General features: G+C 50.9%; 27 protein-coding genes. 26 read left to right on the top strand and 1 reads right to left on the bottom strand.

What is annotated here, in order from left to right; genetic code table 11:
* Positions 1-6: 6 nt before the first annotated feature.
* The 8 genes from IPN95_19420 to IPN95_19385 all read left to right on the top strand — a co-directional run bounded on the left by IPN95_19420 (position 7) and on the right by IPN95_19385 (position 6,245).
* A complete protein-coding gene (locus tag IPN95_19420) occupies positions 7-459 on the top strand; it encodes a GatB/YqeY domain-containing protein (protein ID MBK9451538.1) in 453 nt (150 codons plus the stop codon).
* A 7-nt stretch (positions 460-466) separates the two neighbouring features.
* Positions 467-850 carry a CvpA family protein gene (locus IPN95_19415; protein ID MBK9451537.1) on the top strand — a complete coding sequence of 128 codons (384 nt, stop codon included), beginning with the start codon at positions 467-469 and terminating at the stop codon, positions 848-850.
* A 200-nt stretch (positions 851-1,050) separates the two neighbouring features.
* Positions 1,051-1,677 (top strand): aminodeoxychorismate/anthranilate synthase component II, encoded by a 627-nt coding sequence (locus IPN95_19410; GenBank protein MBK9451536.1) that lies wholly within the window; start codon positions 1,051-1,053, stop codon positions 1,675-1,677.
* Between the two features lie 154 nt (positions 1,678-1,831).
* Positions 1,832-2,734 (top strand): alpha/beta hydrolase, encoded by a 903-nt coding sequence (locus tag IPN95_19405; protein MBK9451535.1) that lies wholly within the window; start codon positions 1,832-1,834, stop codon positions 2,732-2,734.
* Positions 2,616-3,284, top strand: a complete 669-nt coding sequence (locus IPN95_19400; protein MBK9451534.1) for a CBS domain-containing protein — start codon at positions 2,616-2,618, stop codon at positions 3,282-3,284. Before IPN95_19405 ends, IPN95_19400 begins: the two co-directional genes overlap by 119 nt.
* A 42-nt stretch (positions 3,285-3,326) precedes the next feature.
* Entirely contained in the window at positions 3,327-3,950 is a 624-nt protein-coding gene (gene thiE, locus IPN95_19395; protein ID MBK9451533.1) for a thiamine phosphate synthase, read from the top strand.
* A gap of 10 nt (positions 3,951-3,960) precedes the next feature.
* On the top strand, positions 3,961-5,346 hold the full coding sequence (locus IPN95_19390) for a BamA/TamA family outer membrane protein (protein ID MBK9451532.1): 1,386 nt from the start codon (positions 3,961-3,963) through the stop codon (positions 5,344-5,346).
* The gene (locus IPN95_19385; GenBank protein MBK9451531.1) at positions 5,343-6,245 is read left to right on the top strand and encodes an NAD kinase; all 903 of its coding nucleotides are present in this window, start codon (positions 5,343-5,345) and stop codon (positions 6,243-6,245) included. The genes IPN95_19390 and IPN95_19385 overlap by 4 nt, the downstream gene beginning before the upstream one ends.
* A 72-nt stretch (positions 6,246-6,317) precedes the next feature.
* Here IPN95_19385 and IPN95_19380 read toward each other — a convergent pair whose 3' ends face one another.
* Positions 6,318-7,949: a hypothetical protein gene (locus tag IPN95_19380; protein ID MBK9451530.1), complete on the bottom strand. Its 1,632-nt coding sequence runs from the start codon at positions 7,947-7,949 to the stop codon at positions 6,318-6,320.
* 103 nt (positions 7,950-8,052) lie between these two features.
* On the opposite strand from IPN95_19380, the gene IPN95_19375 reads away from it, so the two are divergent.
* From IPN95_19375 to IPN95_19290, 18 genes are all read left to right on the top strand, one after another.
* Positions 8,053-8,529 carry a thioredoxin family protein gene (locus IPN95_19375; protein ID MBK9451529.1) on the top strand — a complete coding sequence of 159 codons (477 nt, stop codon included), beginning with the start codon at positions 8,053-8,055 and terminating at the stop codon, positions 8,527-8,529.
* Positions 8,530-8,625: 96 nt separating this feature from the next.
* Complete coding sequence (locus IPN95_19370) at positions 8,626-9,513, top strand: outer membrane beta-barrel protein (GenBank protein MBK9451528.1); 888 nt, start codon at positions 8,626-8,628, stop codon at positions 9,511-9,513.
* Positions 9,514-9,728: 215 nt separating this feature from the next.
* A complete protein-coding gene (locus tag IPN95_19365; protein MBK9451527.1) occupies positions 9,729-10,478 on the top strand; it encodes an isoprenyl transferase in 750 nt (249 codons plus the stop codon).
* Positions 10,475-11,536 (top strand): hypothetical protein, encoded by a 1,062-nt coding sequence (locus tag IPN95_19360; GenBank protein MBK9451526.1) that lies wholly within the window; start codon positions 10,475-10,477, stop codon positions 11,534-11,536. The genes IPN95_19365 and IPN95_19360 overlap by 4 nt, the downstream gene beginning before the upstream one ends.
* 13 nt (positions 11,537-11,549) lie before the next feature.
* The gene (locus IPN95_19355) at positions 11,550-11,861 is read left to right on the top strand and encodes a hypothetical protein (GenBank protein MBK9451525.1); all 312 of its coding nucleotides are present in this window, start codon (positions 11,550-11,552) and stop codon (positions 11,859-11,861) included.
* On the top strand, positions 11,825-12,811 hold the full coding sequence (locus IPN95_19350; GenBank protein MBK9451524.1) for a BamA/TamA family outer membrane protein: 987 nt from the start codon (positions 11,825-11,827) through the stop codon (positions 12,809-12,811). The genes IPN95_19355 and IPN95_19350 overlap by 37 nt, the downstream gene beginning before the upstream one ends.
* Entirely contained in the window at positions 12,808-12,984 is a 177-nt protein-coding gene (locus IPN95_19345) for a BamA/TamA family outer membrane protein (protein MBK9451523.1), read from the top strand. Before IPN95_19350 ends, IPN95_19345 begins: the two co-directional genes overlap by 4 nt.
* A 12-nt stretch (positions 12,985-12,996) precedes the next feature.
* Positions 12,997-13,140: a hypothetical protein gene (locus IPN95_19340; protein MBK9451522.1), complete on the top strand. Its 144-nt coding sequence runs from the start codon at positions 12,997-12,999 to the stop codon at positions 13,138-13,140.
* Complete coding sequence (locus IPN95_19335) at positions 13,137-13,511, top strand: OmpH family outer membrane protein (protein ID MBK9451521.1); 375 nt, start codon at positions 13,137-13,139, stop codon at positions 13,509-13,511. Before IPN95_19340 ends, IPN95_19335 begins: the two co-directional genes overlap by 4 nt.
* A gap of 95 nt (positions 13,512-13,606) precedes the next feature.
* Positions 13,607-14,149 carry an OmpH family outer membrane protein gene (locus IPN95_19330; GenBank protein ID MBK9451520.1) on the top strand — a complete coding sequence of 181 codons (543 nt, stop codon included), beginning with the start codon at positions 13,607-13,609 and terminating at the stop codon, positions 14,147-14,149.
* Between the two features lie 406 nt (positions 14,150-14,555).
* On the top strand, positions 14,556-14,741 hold the full coding sequence (locus tag IPN95_19325) for an OmpH family outer membrane protein (protein MBK9451519.1): 186 nt from the start codon (positions 14,556-14,558) through the stop codon (positions 14,739-14,741).
* 104 nt (positions 14,742-14,845) lie between these two features.
* Positions 14,846-15,067, top strand: a complete 222-nt coding sequence (locus IPN95_19320; GenBank protein ID MBK9451518.1) for a hypothetical protein — start codon at positions 14,846-14,848, stop codon at positions 15,065-15,067.
* 78 nt (positions 15,068-15,145) lie between these two features.
* Positions 15,146-15,658, top strand: coding sequence for an aspartate/glutamate racemase family protein (locus tag IPN95_19315; GenBank protein MBK9451517.1), 513 nt, complete (start codon positions 15,146-15,148; stop codon positions 15,656-15,658).
* Between the two features lie 236 nt (positions 15,659-15,894).
* Positions 15,895-16,305 carry a glucosaminidase domain-containing protein gene (locus IPN95_19310; GenBank protein MBK9451516.1) on the top strand — a complete coding sequence of 137 codons (411 nt, stop codon included), beginning with the start codon at positions 15,895-15,897 and terminating at the stop codon, positions 16,303-16,305.
* Positions 16,306-16,414: 109 nt separating this feature from the next.
* Positions 16,415-16,648, top strand: coding sequence for a hypothetical protein (locus tag IPN95_19305; protein MBK9451515.1), 234 nt, complete (start codon positions 16,415-16,417; stop codon positions 16,646-16,648).
* Between the two features lie 8 nt (positions 16,649-16,656).
* Positions 16,657-16,848 (top strand): hypothetical protein, encoded by a 192-nt coding sequence (locus IPN95_19300; GenBank protein MBK9451514.1) that lies wholly within the window; start codon positions 16,657-16,659, stop codon positions 16,846-16,848.
* Between the two features lie 75 nt (positions 16,849-16,923).
* Entirely contained in the window at positions 16,924-17,187 is a 264-nt protein-coding gene (locus IPN95_19295) for a hypothetical protein (GenBank protein ID MBK9451513.1), read from the top strand.
* Positions 17,188-18,290: 1,103 nt separating this feature from the next.
* Positions 18,291-18,446: a hypothetical protein gene (locus IPN95_19290; GenBank protein ID MBK9451512.1), complete on the top strand. Its 156-nt coding sequence runs from the start codon at positions 18,291-18,293 to the stop codon at positions 18,444-18,446.
* Positions 18,447-19,539: the final 1,093 nt, after the last annotated feature.

The following is a 19,539-nucleotide window of genomic DNA, read 5'->3' as shown; positions in this document are numbered from 1 at the left end:
ATTCGCATGGACTTCAAAGAAAAAATCAACGCAGACATCGTCACGGCCATGAAGGCCAAGGACCAAGCTGCGCTTCGTGCCTTGCGCGCGATCAAATCTGCCATTCTCCTGCTTGAAACATCCGAAGGCCGTGCCCCGGGCCCAGTCTCCGATGAAGATGGCATGAAAATTTTGATCAAGCAGAGCAAGCAACGCAAAGACAGCATTGAGCAATACCGCAACGCGGGCCGCTTGGATTTGATCGTCGGCGAAGAAGAAGAGCTTGCTATCCTCGACCGATACCTGCCAAAATCCTTGACTCCCGATGAATTGCGCGCTGAAATCCAACGCATCATTGCCGAGGTGGGTGCAACCTCAGCCAAGGACATGGGCAAGGTCATGGGGGCGGCCAACAAACAATTGGCAGGCCGCGCAGACGGCAAGGAAATTTCCGTGCTTGTAAAGGAACTCCTTCCTTGATCCCAAGGTGAATTTTCTCGACATCTTCGCACTGATTGTGCTTGCCTACGGAGCCTACAAAGGCTTCAAAAATGGCGTGCTCATCGAGGTCGCAGGCCTGATCGGCTTGATCATCGGCTTTTGGGCGGGTATGCGGTTGGCGTTCATCTTCGCCCATTATTACCGCGACAATTTCCATCTCCCGGAAAAATGGGTGCCGGCGATCGCCTTTTTTACAGCCTTTGCCATCGGCATGGGGGCGGTCTATCTGGCCGGCTGGGCAGCCACCAAGCTGCTCAATACCGCTCAATTGGAACTGCCCAACCGTCTTGCCGGGCTCGGCTTTGGTATTTTGAAATGGGGCTTCCTCGTCGGCGCCTTTTTCAGCATCGTCGGAATTCGCAGGTACTAACGAAGGAAACCGTGGCCGGATCGCCTCTTATCCCGTTGTCACGACCTACAGCAAGGTGGGTCAAGACTATACCATCGGCCTGATTCCTGCGGCGCACAACGTGCTCGACGACATGGAGCATTATTTTGTCGAGGTCGATTCGGTGAATCGCAGCCAAAAAGTCCCGGGCAAAGACTCCCTTGAGCATTCCTCCTGCGGAGATGATCGTCGTGATCGACAACTACGATTCCTTTACCTGGAATCTGGTGGATCTTCTGCGACAAAGCCATCACGTCGTGGCCGTTTTCCGAAACGATGAACTGACCGCCAACGACCTGATGAACCTACATCCCAAGGGAATTTTGATTTCGCCGGGTCCGGGGCGACCTGCCGACAGCGGGATTTCGCCGGAGGTTTTGCGGCTTGCCATGGGCGGTGCCCAGAATCAAGGTGGCCCTAAAGTCAGCAAAGTGGTGCCCGTTTTGGGTATTTGCCTCGGCCATCAACTGATTGGCGAACATTTCGGCATGCCGCTCCTGCTTGGGCGTGTGCCCGTTCATGGTAAAACGAGCCCGGTGTTTCACCGCGGCGAAGGGTTGTTTGAAGGCTTGCCGAGCCCGTTTGAAGCGATGCGCTACCATTCCTTGGTATTGGATGGCGCTGCAGTTCCAGCCGAATTGGAAGTCACCGCATGGACCGAGCCTGGCGAGGTGATGGGCATCCGACACCGAAGCCTGCCCATTGCGGGCGTTCAATTCCATCCTGAGTCGATCTTGACGGTGGGCGGGGCGACGATTTTAGGGAATTGGGTCAAGGAATTAGGCGCCAAGCCCTTCTTCCCCATTTAAAATACCTACCCTTTTCCTCCCAAAATTTGTTCCGATGGTAAATCCATGTGATTTCTCTATTTTTGCCGCTGGTGAATGCCAATTCGTCTAGTTTTGGCGCATCAGATACTGGTTTTGAATTGAGAACGTTATTCATCTGAAGGCCATTTAGCGCATGGAAATCCAGGTAAAACAAGAGGGAGGATACGACTACGTGCAGGAGGGAAGCGGTCCGCCGCTGCTGCTGCTCCATGGTCTGTTTGGTGCCCTGAGCAACTGGAAAGCGGTCGTGGAGGCCTTTTCCAAGCGATTCACGGTGTTTATCCCGCTCATGCCGATCGTCGCAAAGACCAATGTCAAGCCTTCGATCGTCGGCTTGGCGGAGTTCATTGATGGCTTCATCCGCTTCAAAAAAATTGAGCGCTGCACCATCCTCGGCAATTCGTTGGGCGGACATATCGGGCTGGTGTATTCCATGGCGAATCTCTCCAAAGTGGATGCTTTGGTCTTGACGGGCAGTTCGGGCCTCTTCGAATCGGGCATGGGAAGCACATTCCCCCGCCGTGGCAACATCAAATACATCAAGGAACGTGTCGAATATACCTTTTTCAAACCCGAGACGGCGACCAAGGAGCTGATCGACGAGGTGTTTGAAATGGTCAACGACAACTACATGACCCTGCGCATCCTCAAGATCGCACGGGATGCACAGCACCAAAACCTCAGCGAGGAATTGGGCAAGGTCAAGGTTCCCACCCTGCTGGTCTGGGGCCTCAACGACAACATCACGCCGCCCCACGTGGCGCATGAATTTCAGCGGTTGCTGCCCGATGCCGAGTTGCGCTTCATCGACCAATGCGGCCACGCCGCCATGATGGAGCAACCCGAGGAATTCAACATCGTGCTCAACCGATTCCTGCAACGCATTTATCCATCCCTTTACCGCCTGATTCATGCTGTTGGCCAAGGACCTCATCACCGATACCCTGCCCTCGATCAAAACATCGGACAACGCGACGCGTGTGCTCGAGTGGATGAGCGAGTTCAAGGTCGCGCAATTGCCGGTGGTGAACCATGAGCGCCTGCTCGGAATTGTGAGCGAGGAAGACCTGTTGAATTCCGGGGTCGAAGACTTGCCCATCGGGGCCATTCATCTCTCCTTGCCTGAAAAAACGTTTGTCTACGAAGACAGCCATTTTTACGACGTCTTGAAAATGGCGAGCCTGATGAAGCTGGAGATTCTGCCCGTTTTGAGTTCGAGGGAAAACAATACGTTTGTCGGGACCATTACCAAAAGCGACCTCCTCAAACGTGCCGCCGAATATCTCTGCGTCGAGGAACCCGGTGGTGTGATCGTGCTGCACCTCGCGAACAACAACTATTCGATCTCTGAGATTGGACGCATCTGCGAAAGCAACGATGCCAAAATCCTCAGCCTCTCCGTCGGCAACAGCGACGAAGCCGGAAAACTATATGTGACCATCAAGCTCAACGTCCGCGAACTCTCCCGGGTGATCGCGACCTTCGAGCGTTTTGAATATGACATTGCCTTGGTGGTGTTTGACGCCGAACAAGTCAATGATTTTCGCGACAGCTACGAAAACCTGTTGCGGTACTTGAACCTTTAACATTCGCCCCTGGACAGTCCCTTGGTTTCCCGGTTTCCATCCTTGGAGGTTCCTCGCCTGCACATTATCACCGATACCACGGTGCAGCAGCGTCATGGCCATTTTGAGCTGGCGAAGATGGCCTGGGAGGCAGGACCTTGTGCCGTTCAATACCGCAACAAGCTGTTCAGCAGGGAAAAGGACCTCGCCGAGGCCGCCAAGATGGCAAGGTTGGCACAAGAGGGCGGCCATTGCCTTATCATCAACGATGCTGCCGCCTTGGCTTTTGAATTGCAGGCCCAAGGCGTACATTTGGGACAAGGAGATGGTGTGCCGCAAGCGGCGGCCGACTTGCTGGGCCCGGGGAAACTGATTGGTGCCACGGTGCACAACATGGCCGAATTGGAAGCCCTTCGGGGCGCGCCGATACATTATATAGGTGTCGGTCCGGTTTACGGCAGCCGCTCCAAACGGACGGGCTTGCCTGACTTGGGACTCGAAGGTTTGGCGCGGCTTTGCGCAGCTTCCCCTTGGCCGGTGATTGCCATCGGCGGGATCGAAGAGCGGCAAGCCGCGGAAGTCATCGCTGCCGGTGCCCATGGATTGGCCATTATCTCCGCGTTTTGTATTGCATCCAACCCCAGGCACGTTGCAAAAAGGATACTCACATTGTTGGAAGGTCTCTAGGCTGATAGGCTTGGTGATCTGCGTATGCCTGCTCGCGTCTGCGAATGGGTACACGCAACGCATGCGGGTGGATTCGATCGTGGTCACGGGCCTGAAGAAGACAAAACGTCCGGTCATCACCCGTCAAATGGTCTTTCAGGAGGGAGACACCATCGACTTGCAGGAGCTCGAAGCACTGAACAAGGTCAATAAGGACAATATCTATAACATGGGCCTCTTCACCTCCGTGGCTTTTGCCAATGAGATCGGAGACTCCTCGATCGAGGTCCACATTTCCGTGCAGGAGCGCTGGTATATCTGGCCGAATCCCTATGTAAATCTGGCGGAGCGTGTTTGGAGCGAATGGCTGGACGATCCCGATCTGGACAGGCTCGTTTACGGACTGGGTGTGGAGTGGAGCAACCTCTCGGGGTGGAATGACAAACTGACGGTTTACGCGCAGGGCGGCTACACGCAGGCCGTGACCGCAACCTACAGCCGGCCCTTCCTCTTTCCGAAGGCCAAGGTCGACGGTACCGCCTTCTTCTCGATCCTCAACGACAAGGAAATCGGCTACGGCACCCAAGGCGGCTATCTGCAACTCGCCCGTCTCAACGATGAAAGGATGCGCCAAAGCTATACCGGGCAACTTACTCTGGGAAAGCGCTTCTCGGCGCGGAAGATTTTGTATGGATTCGCCGCCTACCAATACTTTCACATCAACGACAGCATTACCTTTTTCAACACGGAATACCTTCCCTACAACCTTACTGCGATCCATTATCCATCGGTCGGCATGAGCTATGTGAATGACCAACGGGACGTGCGGAGTTTTCCGCTGTCTGGGCACAAGTATGGCGGAAGTTTCCGCTTTCTGGGGATTCCCGGCGTAAGCAGCACGCATTTCGGGAAAATGGCACTCTCCTTTTCCCACCACATTCCGCTTAACAAACGATGGAATTTTGCCTACGGAAGCCAGCAATTTTTCCTGCTTGGCAAGCAGGTGCCGTTTTTTGACAAGTACTTTATCGGATTCGGCAGCTTTCTCAGGGGTTATGAGCCGCATGTCATCGACGGTTCGGCCATCAACTTGACCAAGGCCGAATGGAAATTTGGCATCATCCCCTACCATTTCGCACATTTGAAGTGGATTCCGTTTCCGAAATTCCGGGATTTTCCTGTGGGATTGTACTTGAGCGCCTACTGCGATGCGGGATATGTCCACGATTGGACGTTCAACAACCGTGACAATACGCTCAAGGACCGTTTGTTGCTCGGCTATGGTGCCGGCATCAACCTGATCACGATTTATGACTTTCACCTTCGCGTCGAATACAGCCGCAACATCTTGACCGACTCCAACCACCCCTGGGGAAGGGGCGGCATCTATTTCAGTAATCTCGTATCCATCCAATGAAACTCGCAATTTTTGGCCGCATCACCGAACGCACCGACCTCGCCTTTCTGGCCCGCTTTTTCGACTTTTTGAAGGAGAAGAAAGTGGCTTACTTGGTGCATTACAAATATTCGGAGGAGCTTGAGAAGGTGATGCCCGAATGGCCCGATCACATCGCGCCGTTTATCCTGACCGACGAAAAACAGCTTGACGAATGCGACTTTGCCTACAGCTTTGGCGGGGACGGCACCTTTTTGAATACGGCCATGGTGGTCAAGGGCATTCTCCCCGTTTTGGGCGTCAACTTCGGACGGCTCGGGTTTTTGACGACCGTGACGCAGGAGCACCTGCTTGCCGCGACGACCGAGATCATGAAAGACATGTACCGCATCGACTTGCGGTGGGGCATTGAAGTTGAAAGTTCGCCGGCGGGATTGTTTGGGGACTACAATTTTGGCCTGAACGATTTCACAATCCATAAAAGCGAAAGCAACGAGATGATCACCGTCCACACCTATATCAATGGTGAGTTCCTGAACAGCTATTGGGGTGACGGATTGGTGATTGCGACCCCGACCGGATCGACGGCTTATTCGCTGTCTTGCGGTGGCCCGATCATCCACCCCAATGCCAATGCATTGGTTGTCACGCCCGTAGCGCCGCATTCATTGACCGTTCGCCCAATGATTCTCGCCGATGACTGCGTGATTTCCTTTAGTCTGGAGACGCGCACCGGGCGGGCGATGGTTGCCTTGGACACGCGTACGGTGCCCGTAAGCGACAAAGTAGAGATCGCCATTCGCAAGAGCAAGGAGCCGGTCAAGATGCTGCGTGTGCAGTCGGGCAACTATCTGGACACCCTTCGCGGTCGCCTCATGTGGGGCACCGACAAGCGGAATTGGAAGGAAAGAATGGGTTGACTTGGGCTTGCAAGAGACTTTTGCGTAGGCAAGCACGCGGTGCATCTGAGATTTACCCAAGCACCTCTCGTTTTATGGGCGTTTTCGTTCCCAAAGCCGCACGCGTCCACCTTCGGTCACCAACACCTCAATGTAATCTTGCTTGAGGCGGTCTTGCATAAGCATGACACCTTCGTATTGCCTTAATTCGTTGTTGAGACACCAAGTGATCACATAATCCACGTCTTTGCCGGTCTCCATTCGGAACTTTTCAAAATTTACCGTCGGGAGCCACCCTTCAAAGCCCGGACCCTCACCTAGATGCACATAAGGATCCTTGTCCGGATTCCATCTCAACGGAAACCAATGCGTATTGGCTTCATAGTTATTGAGGATGATGTGGGGTTGCAGGGCGCCAAGGTATTCAGCGATATGCATGAAAATGTACGCCTCATCCGAGAGTAGCGGCCCTTCGTTAGGATACCGCCCTTCGGGTGCATAATCCAGCATCAAAACCGTAGAGTGCGGACGCATGTTCGGCTGGACCGACACAAATTCCTCTACGGCCAAGGAGGTATTTGCATAATTGGGTAAACGAATGGAAAACAAGATTCCTGCGACCAAAAAGCCAATCAAGGCCGCGCTTCGCAGCATCCAAGTAGGCCATGGTCTACAGGCGAGCCAAATGATCGCAATCAAATAAGGGTAGATTTGAAGTCTTTCAGGCATAATTCCAACGCCCGCAACCACCGCGGGTTGAAAAAAATAAACAACCAAGGTTGTCCCCAACATCAAAAGTATGCCCGTATGTCCCTTCGATTGGCGCGATAAGCTGAATAATCCCACCATCAACATGACAGCAATGAGGATGGAGAGCACGATAGGCCAAGTCGTTTCTCCAGGATGAAACAGAATCAAGGCCCGCAACTGGACAAAGTCTTCGAAAATAGTTTGGGGCTTCGCTTGGCTTGCGATGGAATCCGTGCCTTTGCGAAGGATGAAGCTTCCCAACAATATGAGCGAAGGCAAGGCTGCCAAAATCGTCTTGAGCGCCAGCAAGGCCAAGGCCTTCAACTTGACCCCACGATCTGCACGCATTACGCCAGCGAGAAACTGCCCCACCCAATGAAAAAATATCGTCCCCATTGCCATGGCATAGCTTACCGGATGCGACAGCCCCAACACCAACATGAGGGTTCCAAGTACAATTCGCCAGCGCCAACCTTCCTTTTCGAAATTTCGAAGCCAAAAGCCCACCAAAACAAAAAACAGGATCACCGACGCCGAATAATTGAAAAATCCCATCAGAAATACCTTGTGAAACAGGAATGGCATCGCGACGAGCAGAAAGGCGCCATTTGCGGGATAAATGCTCCGCGCGAGGTATCTGAAGGCAAATACAAAGCCCAAGATGTACAGCGTCAAAAACAACTTTTCGGAAAAGACCGGAGGAAAAACAAGTTGGAAAACGGTGAGTAAAAAATGGTTGAGCCAATTGGGTTCAATATTGGGATTGAGTGTGAACCATTCTGCGTAAAACGCTGAATCGTTGCCGAGCAGCATATCCCGCAAAATTCTGGCATTGTAAAGGTGACATGGGCCGTCGTTGGTCAAGAAGAATGCATTTGCCCAAACGGGCCACAAAGCAAGTCCCAGCAGCAATGCGACCAGAACCCATTCCGTCCTTTTCCAATTGATTCGCTGAAATGCGGCAAGTACCATCACAACGGCAAGATAGGGATTCGGCTGCCTAATTTCACGATTTGGCACATTTTTTGGGTTGGATTTGCTTACTTTGAACCCGGATCCACTTTTGGGGAATGCAAGCATGAAAAGAACATTATTGGTGATGCCCGTTTTGGCAGTTTTGTTGATTTGGGGCTGCAAGGACAAGCAATACTTGGTCGGTTATTACAATTATGCGTCCTTTCAAAAGGAATGCCATTGGGATCATTTCTCAGACGATAAATACAAGCCCAATACGAAGTGGTTGGATTCGCTGAAAACATTGTCAATCACGGATAGTGTGACAATGAAGCTGTTTTTGGGCTGCTATTGCGGCGACAGCAAAAAGTGGGTGCCACGGTTTTATGACTTGAAGGCAAACCTGCCCATTTCGACGGTGGAGATCATCTCTGTGGATACGACCAAAAAGGACGAAAAAAAATTGGCACAGGCGGTGGGATTGAAAAAAATTCCTACCTTTATATTCTATCAGGGTGGTGATGAGATTGGCCGGATTGTTGAAAAGCCGAAGGGAGGCTTGGAAAAGAGCCTGTACGGGGTCTTAAAAAAGTGTGAATAAGTTTTTCTTTTTCGGTTGATTGACTATATTTGTTTCTAGCTTCTTAGCTTCTTGACGGTTTGCCTGATAATTTTTAAAAGTAAAATGCTGCTTACTATGAAATCTGTTAAGTACTTACTGACGTTGGCTGCACTTTGCGTGGTGTTTTCCACGGCCACTGCCCAGTTGAGGACAAGGTACTTTTATGTAGGTGTTGGAGTGGGAGCCACCAACTACAAAGGAGACCTTGACGATAACTTCGCACTAAAGTTCACAAAACCCGGTCTCGGCTTCATCGGCGGATACAAGTTTCACCCTCACATGTCTGTGAAGTTGATGCTTGCTCAGGGCTGGATGAAGGCTTCTGACGCCAAGGCTGCACGTGATATTCCACGTCTGCGCCGCAACTTGAGTTTCCGCTCCCCCATCACCGAAGCTTCGGTGACCTTGGTATGGGAGTTCTTCGCCAACGACCGTAAGTTCCGTTACAGGACACAGTACACACCTTATATCTTTGGTGGTGTCGGTGTGTTTGCCTTCAATCCTCAAGCAAAATTGGGTAATGAGTGGTATGATCTGCAACCACTTGGCACTGAAGGACAGTTCATGGTTAATCCCCACCAAGGACAGATTTATGCCGATGCCGCCAATTCGCCGACTCCTGAACCCTATAACTTGGTCAGTGTAAGCATCCCTTTTGGTGTCGGTATCCGCTATAAGTTGACTGACAAGATTGACTTGAATGCCGAGCTTGGCCTTCGCAAAACATTCACCGACTATATTGACGACGTCAGTGGTTATTATGTAAACGTTGACCAACTGCGCTCCGAGCAAGGCGAAATCGCCGCTCTCTTGAGTGACCGTATCGACCGCAGCATCTATCCACAAGGTGGTGAGTTCTGGAACGGTATCCGTGGCGACAACACGCAGAAAGACTGGTATGTGCTTTCGATGGTTTCTGCAACGTATATCCTCGACTGGGCCGTCTGTCCTAAGTTCCGCTAAGCAATTACAATATCATCATACAAAAAGCGTATTGGAAATGTGCCAATACGCTTTTTGGTTTTTTTGGCAACCAGAAGCAAAATTCGGTTAATCCGTAAAATCGTTCATTTACATGGTATTGGCGATGAATTCAAGGCTGGTTACTACAGCAGGGCAATCTGATTTACCCTGCGAAATGTGGAAGATTTTCGTAAGTTTGCCCTCTGTTTTTTTGAATGGAAAGTAAAAAGGCGCATATTGATCTAGGAGCGCTTCCCCGCCATGTTGCGATCATAATGGATGGCAACGGCAGGTGGGCGAAGCAAAAAGGCAATGTGCGCATCTTTGGTCACAGGCAGGCTTTACGTGCTGTGCGCGAAGTTTTGGAGGCAGGCGTCGAGCTCGGCATGGGCTACATCACCCTGTTTACCTTCTCGACCGAAAACTGGAAACGCCCGAAGTTGGAAGTGCGTGCATTGATGGAGTTGTTGATCAGCACGATCGGCAAGGAAGTCCCGACACTCACCCAGAACAACGTGCGCTTGCGGGCCATCGGAAACATCGAGGATCTGCCCAAACGCGCCCAACGGGAGCTCAACCAGGCGATGGAACGCACCGCCAACAACACAGGACTTGTGCTGACACTAGCCCTGAGTTATGGCGGACGCAATGACATTTTGGCCGCAGTGAACAAGGTTGCCCAAAAAGTCAAGGCAGGCGAAATTGAGCCGGGGACCATCACCGAGGCCGATTTACGCAGCGAAATGACCACATTCTTTTTGCCTGATCCAGAGTTGATGATCCGCACTTCAGGCGAATTCCGCATTTCTAATTTCCTTCTGTGGGAGCTGGCTTATGCCGAGATTTACATCACACAAAAATTCTGGCCCGATTTTACCCGTGAAGACCTCTTTGAGGCTATTCACAATTTTCAAAATCGGGAAAGAAGATTTGGCATGATCAGCGAACAATTGAAGTCCCTATGAAAAAAACCGCGCTTTCCATCCTCTTTTGCCTGGTCGGCTATCTTGGGCTTGTAGCCCAAATCGACTATGACAACCCCAAAACCTACAAAATTGGAGGCTTGGACGTTGAAGGATGCCAATACACCAGTAAAAACTCCGTCATCATCCACTCTGGGTTAGGCCTAGGGCAGGAAATCACCTTGCCTGGCTCGGAGATTTCAAAGGCCATGAAATCCCTTTGGGACCAAAAAGTGTTTTCAGAGGTGGCCATCTCTGCCGACAATGTTGTCGATGACAAAATCTTTTTGCTCATCAAAGTCACTGAAAGACCGCGTATCAGCTCCTTCAGCTTCAAGGGCGATGTGACAAAGAGCCAAGCTGATGACCTCAAGGGCAAAATGAACTTCTTTTTGCGCGGAACCATCTGGAACGCCGAAAAGGAACGCCGTGCCCGTCGCGTGATCGAGAACTATTACATGGAAAAGGCCTATTACACCACGGATGTGACTTTTGACGTCGTCGAAAGCACCAACGATATGGCGGGAGGTGTGAAGGTTTACATGAATGTCAAAAAGGGTCCGAAGGTCAAAATCAACGAAATCAAGATCGAAGGCAATCAAGACTTCAGCGACAAACGCTTGAAGGCCAAAATGAAGACCTTGAAGGAAAAGTTGTGGTGGCGCCTCTGGGCACGCAGCAAATACCTGCCCAAGAAACTTGACGAGGCCAAGGCAAACCTGATCGCCTTCTACCGCAACAACGGTTACCGTGATGCTGAGGTGGTTTTTGACAGCACCTATATGTTTGACGAGAAGACGCTTGACATTGACATCAAGGTCTTGGAAGGCAGCCAATACTACATTCGCAACATTGAGTTTGTAGGTAATTTCAAGTTTGGCTCTGACTCACTCAAACGCATTCTGGGTATCGAAAAAGGCGATATCTATAACTCTGAACTGATCGATCAGCGTCTGCATGGCGATCAAACCTGGCGACGTTTCCGGACTTTATCTGGACGATGGCTATCTGTTTTTCAACGTCGAACCTATCGAGGTAGCCGTTGTCGGGGACTCGGTTGACCTGGAGTTCAGGATGTTTGAGGGACCGCAGGCAAGAATCCGCAAGATCATTGTGGAAGGCAATACCAAAACGAGCGACTACGTGATCCTTCGGGAACTCAGAACTTTGCCTGGCCAGAAGTTTAGCCGCACAGACTTGATCCGTTCCCAGCGTGAAATCTTGAACCTGGGCTACTTCAACCAGGAAAATCTTCAAGTTTTGCCTATTCCCGATCCCGTCAGTGGCACAGTTGACATTAAATATGTCGTCGAAGAAAAGCCAAGCGATCAATTGCAGGTACAAGGCGGATGGGGTGGCCAATCCGTGACACCCAAGGCAACGTGATCGGTGGCGGATTTGTCGGCACGGTACAATTGGGTTTCAATAACTTCTCAACCAAACGCTTTTTCCAGAAGAAGGCTTGGTCCCCGATTCCTTCCGGGGACGGTCAAAAGCTCAACCTCGCGGTTCAGATGAACGGCGTGGGCTGGCAGAACTACAGCATTTCCTTCTTGGAGCCTTGGCTGGGCGGCAAAACCCAACTCCTTGGCGCGAGCGTCTATTACACCATCAACCAGAATCAGACCACCAAATTCAGGATGAAAACCCTGGGTGGCGGTTTGGATTACGGCATGCGCTTGAAATGGCCTGATGACTTTTTCAAGGCATTTGCCTCGCTCAACTATAAATACTATGACATTCGCAATGGCAACCAAGGGTTTGGCTCCTTGAGCTTTGGCGATGCCTTCATCAACATCATCTCTGCCCGACTTACGATCGACCGTACGAGCATCGATGCGCCTGTGTTCCCGCGAAGCGGCTCCGCCATCAACTTTTCGGTCGAGGCCACTCCGCCTTACAGTACGATCAAGGGCACCGACGACTTCACAGACATCCCCGATGCTGAGAAGTTCAAATTCTTGGAGTACCACAAATGGAAATTCAGCTCGACCTGGTATTTCCAGATATTCAAGAATTTGGTCGTAAAGCCAAAGGTGCAGTATGGCTTGGGCAACTACAACCCGTCGTATGGAATCTCGCCGTTTGAACGTTTTTGCTGGGCGGCAGCGGACTTGGCGCATTCAACTCATGGCTGGGAATATGTCGGCTTGCGCGGTATCCTGACAACTCGATCGGGCCCCTTCCGGAAGGCTCTGCCTCTGGAGCTCAGCCGACCGGTGGCAACATCTACAATAAGTACACATTGGAATTGCGTTATCCCATTACCCTCAATCAGGCTGCTCGGATTTGGGTGGTCGGATTTGCGGAAGCCGGAAATACCTGGATGGGCGTGAACAATTTCAAGCCCTTCGAATTGAAGCGTAGCGCAGGTGTAGGTTTGCGTGTGATGCTTCCGATGGTCGGGTTACTTGGTGTGGACTGGGGCTACGGGTTTGACAAAATCAATTCTGCCGCAGCCAAGCCGCACGGAAGTCAGTTTACCTTCCTTATTGGTCAAGAATTCTAAAAACCTGTATTCATGAAACGAATTATTGGTCTTTTTATCCTCACAGCGGCACTCAGTCTGAGCAGCCAAGCGCAGAAATTTGGCTATGTTGACACCGAGTTGATCCTCAGCAAAATGGAGAATAAAAGGCTGCCAAGCAAGAGGTTGACAATCTGAGTCAGAAATGGCAGAAGGAATTGGAGGAATTGTATGCCGGCATTGAGAAGATGTACAAAGACTATCAAGCCGAAGAGGTCTTGCTGACCGACGACATCAAAAAGCAGCGGCAGGAAGATATCATGGCCGCTGAACGCAAAGCCAAGGAATACAAAGAAAAAAAGTTCGGTTATGACGGCGAATTGTACAAAGTACAGGACGATAAGATCAAACCGATCCAAGACAAGGTTTACGATGCCGTAGAGAAGGTTGCCCAGGAGCGGAAACTCGACATTATCTTGGACAAAGCTGCCAATTCGGGCATTTTGTTCAGCAATCCTGCCTTTGATCGTACCGACGATGTGGTGATCAAACTGGGCATCCAAAAATGATTGGCACTGTAATTGAAGTAGGTAATCCGACTGATAATTTGGGCAATGTCTGCCCCGAAAAGAAAGTATTATCTTTGCACGCAAATTTTGACGCGATGAAATTGAAAATGATGTTGTTGGCCATCGTGGCGGTACTTGTGACCAGCTTCTCGGCCCAAGCCCAGGTGAAGATCGGCTACACCAACCTTGAAGTTGTCTTGGCTAGCATGCCTGAAGCCAAGACAATGGAAAGAGAACTCCAGGTTTTTGAAGAAAAACTTGGTGGAAAAATCAAAGTGAAAGACGACTATGTGAAGCAGAAGTACCAAGAATACTTGGACAAAAAGGAACGTGGTGCGTTTTTGACACCTGCAGAGCAAGAAGCTGCTGAGAAAGAACTCCTTCGTTTGGACGAGGAAGTGCAGAAGCTTGCCCAAGATGCTGAATACGACATGATGGCCAAACGCCAAGCATTGTTGGAGCCGGTGCTTGCCAAGTTGCAAACAGCGATCGATGCCGTGGCCATTGCTGGCGGATATACTTATATCCTCAATCAAACCACGAGTGCAGGTGTGTCGACGATTCTCTACGGTCCCGACGAAGCTGACATCACCAAGGCTCTTTTTGGCAAACTTGGTCTCAAGTATCCTGAACAATAAGCTGCCATTGTCATTCATGCAACTTGCATGGCAAATGCAGTCTTTCACTAAGAATCATTGAGATGAAAAAATATATTCTGTTTTTCTTGTTAGGCTTGGTGGCAATGGTTGGAACTCCCAGACTGTTACCAAGATCGGCTACACCAACGTGGAGTTGATCTTGCAATACATGCCAGAAACCAAGGCTATCGAGACTGAGTTGTCCAAACTGGAGAAGGCGATTTCTTCAGCATTGGAGGTAAAACAAAGTACTACCAACAGAAACTCATCGAGTTCATGGAGTACAAACAGTCAGGCAAGCCGCTTTCTCCAGAAAATGAAAAGCTGGCTACTACCGAATTGCAAAGGTTGAAGCTGAAATCCAAAAAGGTGTTGCAGAGGCCGAAAACAGGTTGATGAAGCGCGGATGGATCTCCTCAAGCCCGTGCAAGACAAAATGCAAGGTGCGATCGACGCGGTTGCGAAGGAAGGTGGATACACCTACATCCTGAACCAAGCGGTCGGAGCTGGCATCCCAAGCATCCTCTACGGCAAGGAAAGTGACAATGTCACAGCCGCCATCGCCAAGAAATTGGGGATTGCCGTCGAGTAATCTTGTTTTTAGCAGCATCCAAGAATGCAAAAGTGAAATCCTCTTGGTTTCGTTTTGCATTCTTTTGTTTTGGGAGAATGTGAAAGCAGCGATATTTGACCCCGATGAATGCGCAAGGACCTATCGGCATATTTGACTCTGGACTCGGCGGCTTGGTGATGACCAAAGCCTTCAGGCCGCGCTGCCGCAATACGACTTCCTGTATTTGGGCGACACCTGCACGTTCCGTACGGACCGCGCTCGGCGAATGCGATTTTGCAATTCACGACGCAACAGTGGATTACCTTTTTGACAAGGGCTGCCCACTGGTGATCATCGCCTGCTAACACGGCAAGTGCAATGCGCTTCGCTGCATTCAGCAGGAATATCTGCCGATCAACTATCCAGACCGGCGCGCGCTGGGCGTGATTGTGCCGACCATCGAAGCCACCATCGGCACTGGACACCACCGTATCGGCCTGATCGGAACAGCATTTACCGTCCAATCCGGCACATACGAGAAGAACTGCGCAAACTCAATCCGGCAAATCAGGTTGTCTGCAAAGGCAACACCATTGTTGGTTCCGCTGGCCGAAAATGACGGAATAAAGTACGCAAAACCCATTCTGCAGGACTATCTCACTCCATTGTTGGACGACAAGATCGACAGTCTCATCCTTGGTTGCACCCATTACCCGCTTTTCAAGGATGCACTGAAGGAAATCCTGCCTCCGTCCGTTGACATCATAGCCCAAAACGAAGTCGTTCCTCCGAAGTTAGTAGACTACCTGCACCGGCATCCTGAAATTGCACAACGCATATCCACCGGCGGAAAACTGGAAGCCTGCCTCACCGACGTGACAGCGACCTATACCCGCACAGGCGCAGACTTGCTCGGCGAGTCCATTACATTCGAGAAAGTTGTTCTGGACATTTGATTTTCCGCTTGGAGGCCGCTTGAGGCTTGTTTTCAGCCGAATTTCCGTCTCTATTAGGTGACGCCAATTGTCTCCTGGGGTTGCGTGCGCGCAGAACGGGAATTATCTATGTCTGAAATCAATCACCAGAAGTATGAAAAGATCCTGTTCAGGCTAAGGAAAATGCCAATCAAACCGCCGAGAACGAATCTAAAGAATCGAGTTTAGGCGTTGCCAAAAACTCCTCCTTCCTTTTCATTGGCTGCTTCGCCGATTCAAAAAAAGGAAGACCCGCAAAGGCTGACAAAAAGCCGCTGAGCAAACAAGGGCAATTTGTCGCAAAATATGCTGCAAGTGCAGCTGCTTTGGAGGCAGAAGACGGCATTCCAGCATTGTTCACGCTGGGTCAAGGCGCACTTGAATCTGGTTGGGGAGAAAAAGCCATCGGCAATGCCCTCTTTGGTATCAAGCCGGTGCAAGTTAGGAAGAAGCAAAGCAGTTGGGTTACGACCACTGAATATTTCAAGGACGACAAACAGGGTCACCGCTTCCTGAGGTCAGCATCACCGCCAAGGTCGAAGGCGGAAAATATAAATACAAGGTCAAGGATTGGTTCCGTGACTATGAAACGGTGGAAGCCGGGTTTGGCGGACCATTCTCGGTTTTGATCACCAACAAGCGCTATGCGCATTCAATACGACGACGCCAGAAGCATTTGCGCAAGGTTGCGGCAGCAGGCATGCAACAGCCTCCAACTATGGCGACACTTTGGTTTCGATGATTGCATCGGTCAAGAAACATTGGCCTGCCGATGCTGGCGCCATTCCGACGGGTAATTCAAAATCGATCACGGGCGGCAAACCCGGTGGTTCGACGCCAGATCCCAAGAATCCAAAGCCGGGGCTTGCGGAAGCCGGAGCAATCTCCTTTCGGGCCGCTGTCAAAGGTGGCGGCGTCAAGCCTGAAACCACTGCCGGTGACAAAGCCCAACACCTGCGCTGCGGGCGGTGAATTTCGACGTGGAATGGCACAGCGCCCTTTACGATGCCATGTTCAATACGGGCTGCGGCTCGGGACTCGGCACCAATGAAGCAGAGCTTTATGCCGTTCTGAGTTCTCTGGGAAGGGATGCTACGAAGATTCAATCGCTCAAGGCAGCCTACCAGAAGAAATATGGCCACGACCTCCGACGGATTTGCGCGCGGAGTTAAGCGACTCAGTCATGTTTGGCAACGAACTGTCGAAGGCGCTGGAAACAGTTGCCGAAGGCCGCTACACAGCCAAAGGTGAGACCCAAGCCTGCCAACCACTCAGATGCGCCGACCAAGGATGCTCCCGGCAAGGTTGGAAAATCAGACCGCGGGTCGACCGGCTCCAAGCTCGACGAATTCTGCAACGATTTCAGCAAGATCAAGGTCAAAAGCGGCGACAAAGGTCATCGGTCACCCCGCCTTACCACATCAACCGTGTCGACCGCAGACAACGCTGCGGCCGCACGCCAATCCAAAGGTTGCGCACTGATTGCTGATTGGTATCGCAGGGTAAGGTGAATTCATTGGCCAAGATCGGCAAGGCGCAGCTGCCGATCTCAAACCATCTTGGAAGAGGCCGTTTCGCAAGGTTTGGTGAAGCACGATGCGAGCGCCATGCACGAATTCCTGAGCAAATACGGGATTGCGTACCGACTGCTCGGGCTGAGGTTGCAGGCCCCTTAACTTCTTGATGGGCGGCAATCAGACCATCGACAAGAAGGATGGCTTGCAACCCGGCAACTACGGCAGCGGTTCGCTCAAGGCGGTCCACTGATTTCACCAAGATTGGAGATTGCCATTGCCGAAGGCTGGCGATGCACGTCGAAGGTCACATCCGTATCATCAACGAAGTCGTCGTTGAGGACAAGATTGGGACTTCCGCACGGCTGAGTCGACGGGAGCCACCAACAGGGAAACGGGCAACGATGGCTTGACGACCCGCTGGTGGAAATCACAGGACGGCAAAAAATACTGCCACCTGAAAAGTCAATCGGGTCCGCACCTGCATCCGACGACAAAAGCTGGTGAAAGCAAGGAGGCCAACACCTTTGCCGCTACAAGAAGCTGGAAAAATAATCCACGCACAATTTTTTTGAACGATGAAGCAACTTTTGGGGGCGTACTTTGCTTGTCATGGGATTGGTATTGGCAGTCGGATGCAACGGTGCTTCGACATCAAACTCGGTTCCACAGGATAGCACAAAAACAATGAATGATTTGAATGCTTACCAACTAGGTTCCCAAGACCTTCCGGGTCCTTTGGGTCTCTACCCTTGCGCCTGAAGATCCTATGATGGTTGCCAAAAATGGCGAACAGCCAATGTTTTCGTGGAAGCGACTATCGACACCGAACCTTCAAATCGACGGCAAGCTCGACCAAGGTGGGTTTATTCAGGGAAGGTCAACTTCGCCTCCGGAGATTCTGAAAAGCGTCTGGAGGATGCCACATTGCGTTTTGATGCGCAGGGGCAAACGCTGAGTCCGGAGGTGGCGGGGCATAGGAAGATACCATCATGTTCCGTCGTGTGCTGGGGAATGCCCTGCCAAACTGCCGGAGAACAGATCGTGGAGCGCAGTGCGGTTTCCAGTCCCTTTCCAAAGGCGAGGCCACGATCGGGGTGATGCCGGAGTCAGATGAAACGACCGCAAAGGTGCAGGATTACCGCATCTACGAATCGCATGACGAGCACATCGTCACGCTTGCGCGTCTGCGTGTGGATTTTTCCAACGTCAATTGCTGGAATACAATGTCACCGAAGACAACTATGCTGTTGTAGCTGATCCGAATCCCTGTTTGAGGGGTTGGATTGCCAGGGAATAATTCGGTGACCTTAGCGAAAGGAGAAGGTCACTTGTAAATCCCAGGGTGTTGAACGGAGGCTGTGCGAAGCCCCTTGCCTTTACCTTCAGCCATGGAGCCTTGGTTATAGCCGGAAATGTACTTGTTGGTAGTAGGCTGCATACCATGCAGATTCCCAGAAAATGTGCAATCCTCAATGATGTCTGGATGGATAATCCCAAATAGGCCACCACCAACACGATTTGGTTGATCCAGTAAGTCCATTGATGCGACGGCTCTTGGTTGTTATCCCAGAAACTAGTATCAAATCCGATCCGAATTCGTGCCGATAAAAAATCAAACCATAGAAAAAATCAAACATCTTATAGCTCTGCAGCATTCGTAGCCCAGGATGAAACTTCCACAGAGGCATACTGAGTCGGACGTAACTCCAGAAATTACTTGCCAAGCCGCGTTTGCGTGTTAATCATAAGTTGGCAGTCTTAACCGCCCACCTTGCGTGCTGGAAAAAGGTTCGCTTTTGGAGCGTTTGGAGATCGATAATCTTAAAAGACAAGGACGGATTTGTTGCTTGTATTTACTCCTGCAACCAATGCAAATCGACTCTACAAAGTACTTATCTGACGATTGTTTGGGCATTTCCGGTCTGGTCAAAGAAACAAATCGCTGCAAGAGCGACTCAAAGGCGACTTTTCCATTTTAGCGTGATTAGGAGATTCAATAGCTGGCGAATCTTCTCAATTTCCGTTAATCGAGGTTGGGTTGTTTGAGAAAGCACTTTTCTGTCCAACCCAAAGACGAGCTTTTCGCGACAACCAACCCTGTTCCGGCAACATCCATTACCATTCGATCAATCCCTTCAAAAATCATGGGGACTTGGCAGAATCTCGACTTACTCAAACATAAGTACATATAATAACAGTTTTTTAACAACGTTTTTACTTAAGCTTACCGTCTCCCTTCACGCTCAGGATTATCAACCTTCCATGCCGGAAAACTTCATTATTTCAGTTCTGCCGGCAATTGCAACCTAGAATAGTTTTCTGTTGGCCTCGCTCAAATGACAGTGC

Source organism: Bacteroidota bacterium (assembly GCA_016718825.1).
In the GTDB taxonomy this organism is placed as follows: Bacteria; Bacteroidota; Bacteroidia; order J057; family JADKCL01; genus JADKCL01.
The sequence above is the reverse complement of the archived record's forward strand: the minus strand, read 5'-3'. Positions and strand labels throughout refer to the sequence as shown.

Bases quoted from the DNA above. Each gene is read 5' to 3' on its own strand.
- IPN95_19420 (MBK9451538.1), top strand. From the start codon at position 7: ATGGACTTCAAAGAAAAAATCAACGCAGACATCGTCACGGCCATGAAG.
- IPN95_19410 (MBK9451536.1), top strand. From the start codon at position 1,051: ATGATCGTCGTGATCGACAACTACGATTCCTTTACCTGGAATCTGGTG.
- IPN95_19405 (MBK9451535.1), top strand. From the start codon at position 1,832: ATGGAAATCCAGGTAAAACAAGAGGGAGGATACGACTACGTGCAGGAG.
- IPN95_19385 (MBK9451531.1), top strand. From the start codon at position 5,343: ATGAAACTCGCAATTTTTGGCCGCATCACCGAACGCACCGACCTCGCC.
- IPN95_19375 (MBK9451529.1), top strand. From the start codon at position 8,053: ATGAAAAGAACATTATTGGTGATGCCCGTTTTGGCAGTTTTGTTGATT.
- IPN95_19370 (MBK9451528.1), top strand. From the start codon at position 8,626: ATGAAATCTGTTAAGTACTTACTGACGTTGGCTGCACTTTGCGTGGTG.
- IPN95_19365 (MBK9451527.1), top strand. From the start codon at position 9,729: ATGGAAAGTAAAAAGGCGCATATTGATCTAGGAGCGCTTCCCCGCCAT.
- IPN95_19360 (MBK9451526.1), top strand. From the start codon at position 10,475: ATGAAAAAAACCGCGCTTTCCATCCTCTTTTGCCTGGTCGGCTATCTT.
- IPN95_19355 (MBK9451525.1), top strand. From the start codon at position 11,550: ATGTTTGAGGGACCGCAGGCAAGAATCCGCAAGATCATTGTGGAAGGC.
- IPN95_19350 (MBK9451524.1), top strand. From the start codon at position 11,825: ATGGGGTGGCCAATCCGTGACACCCAAGGCAACGTGATCGGTGGCGGA.
- IPN95_19340 (MBK9451522.1), top strand. From the start codon at position 12,997: ATGAAACGAATTATTGGTCTTTTTATCCTCACAGCGGCACTCAGTCTG.
- IPN95_19330 (MBK9451520.1), top strand. From the start codon at position 13,607: ATGAAATTGAAAATGATGTTGTTGGCCATCGTGGCGGTACTTGTGACC.
- IPN95_19325 (MBK9451519.1), top strand. From the start codon at position 14,556: ATGGATCTCCTCAAGCCCGTGCAAGACAAAATGCAAGGTGCGATCGAC.
- IPN95_19320 (MBK9451518.1), top strand. From the start codon at position 14,846: ATGAATGCGCAAGGACCTATCGGCATATTTGACTCTGGACTCGGCGGC.
- IPN95_19305 (MBK9451515.1), top strand. From the start codon at position 16,415: ATGATTGCATCGGTCAAGAAACATTGGCCTGCCGATGCTGGCGCCATT.
- IPN95_19290 (MBK9451512.1), top strand. From the start codon at position 18,291: ATGCCGGAGTCAGATGAAACGACCGCAAAGGTGCAGGATTACCGCATC.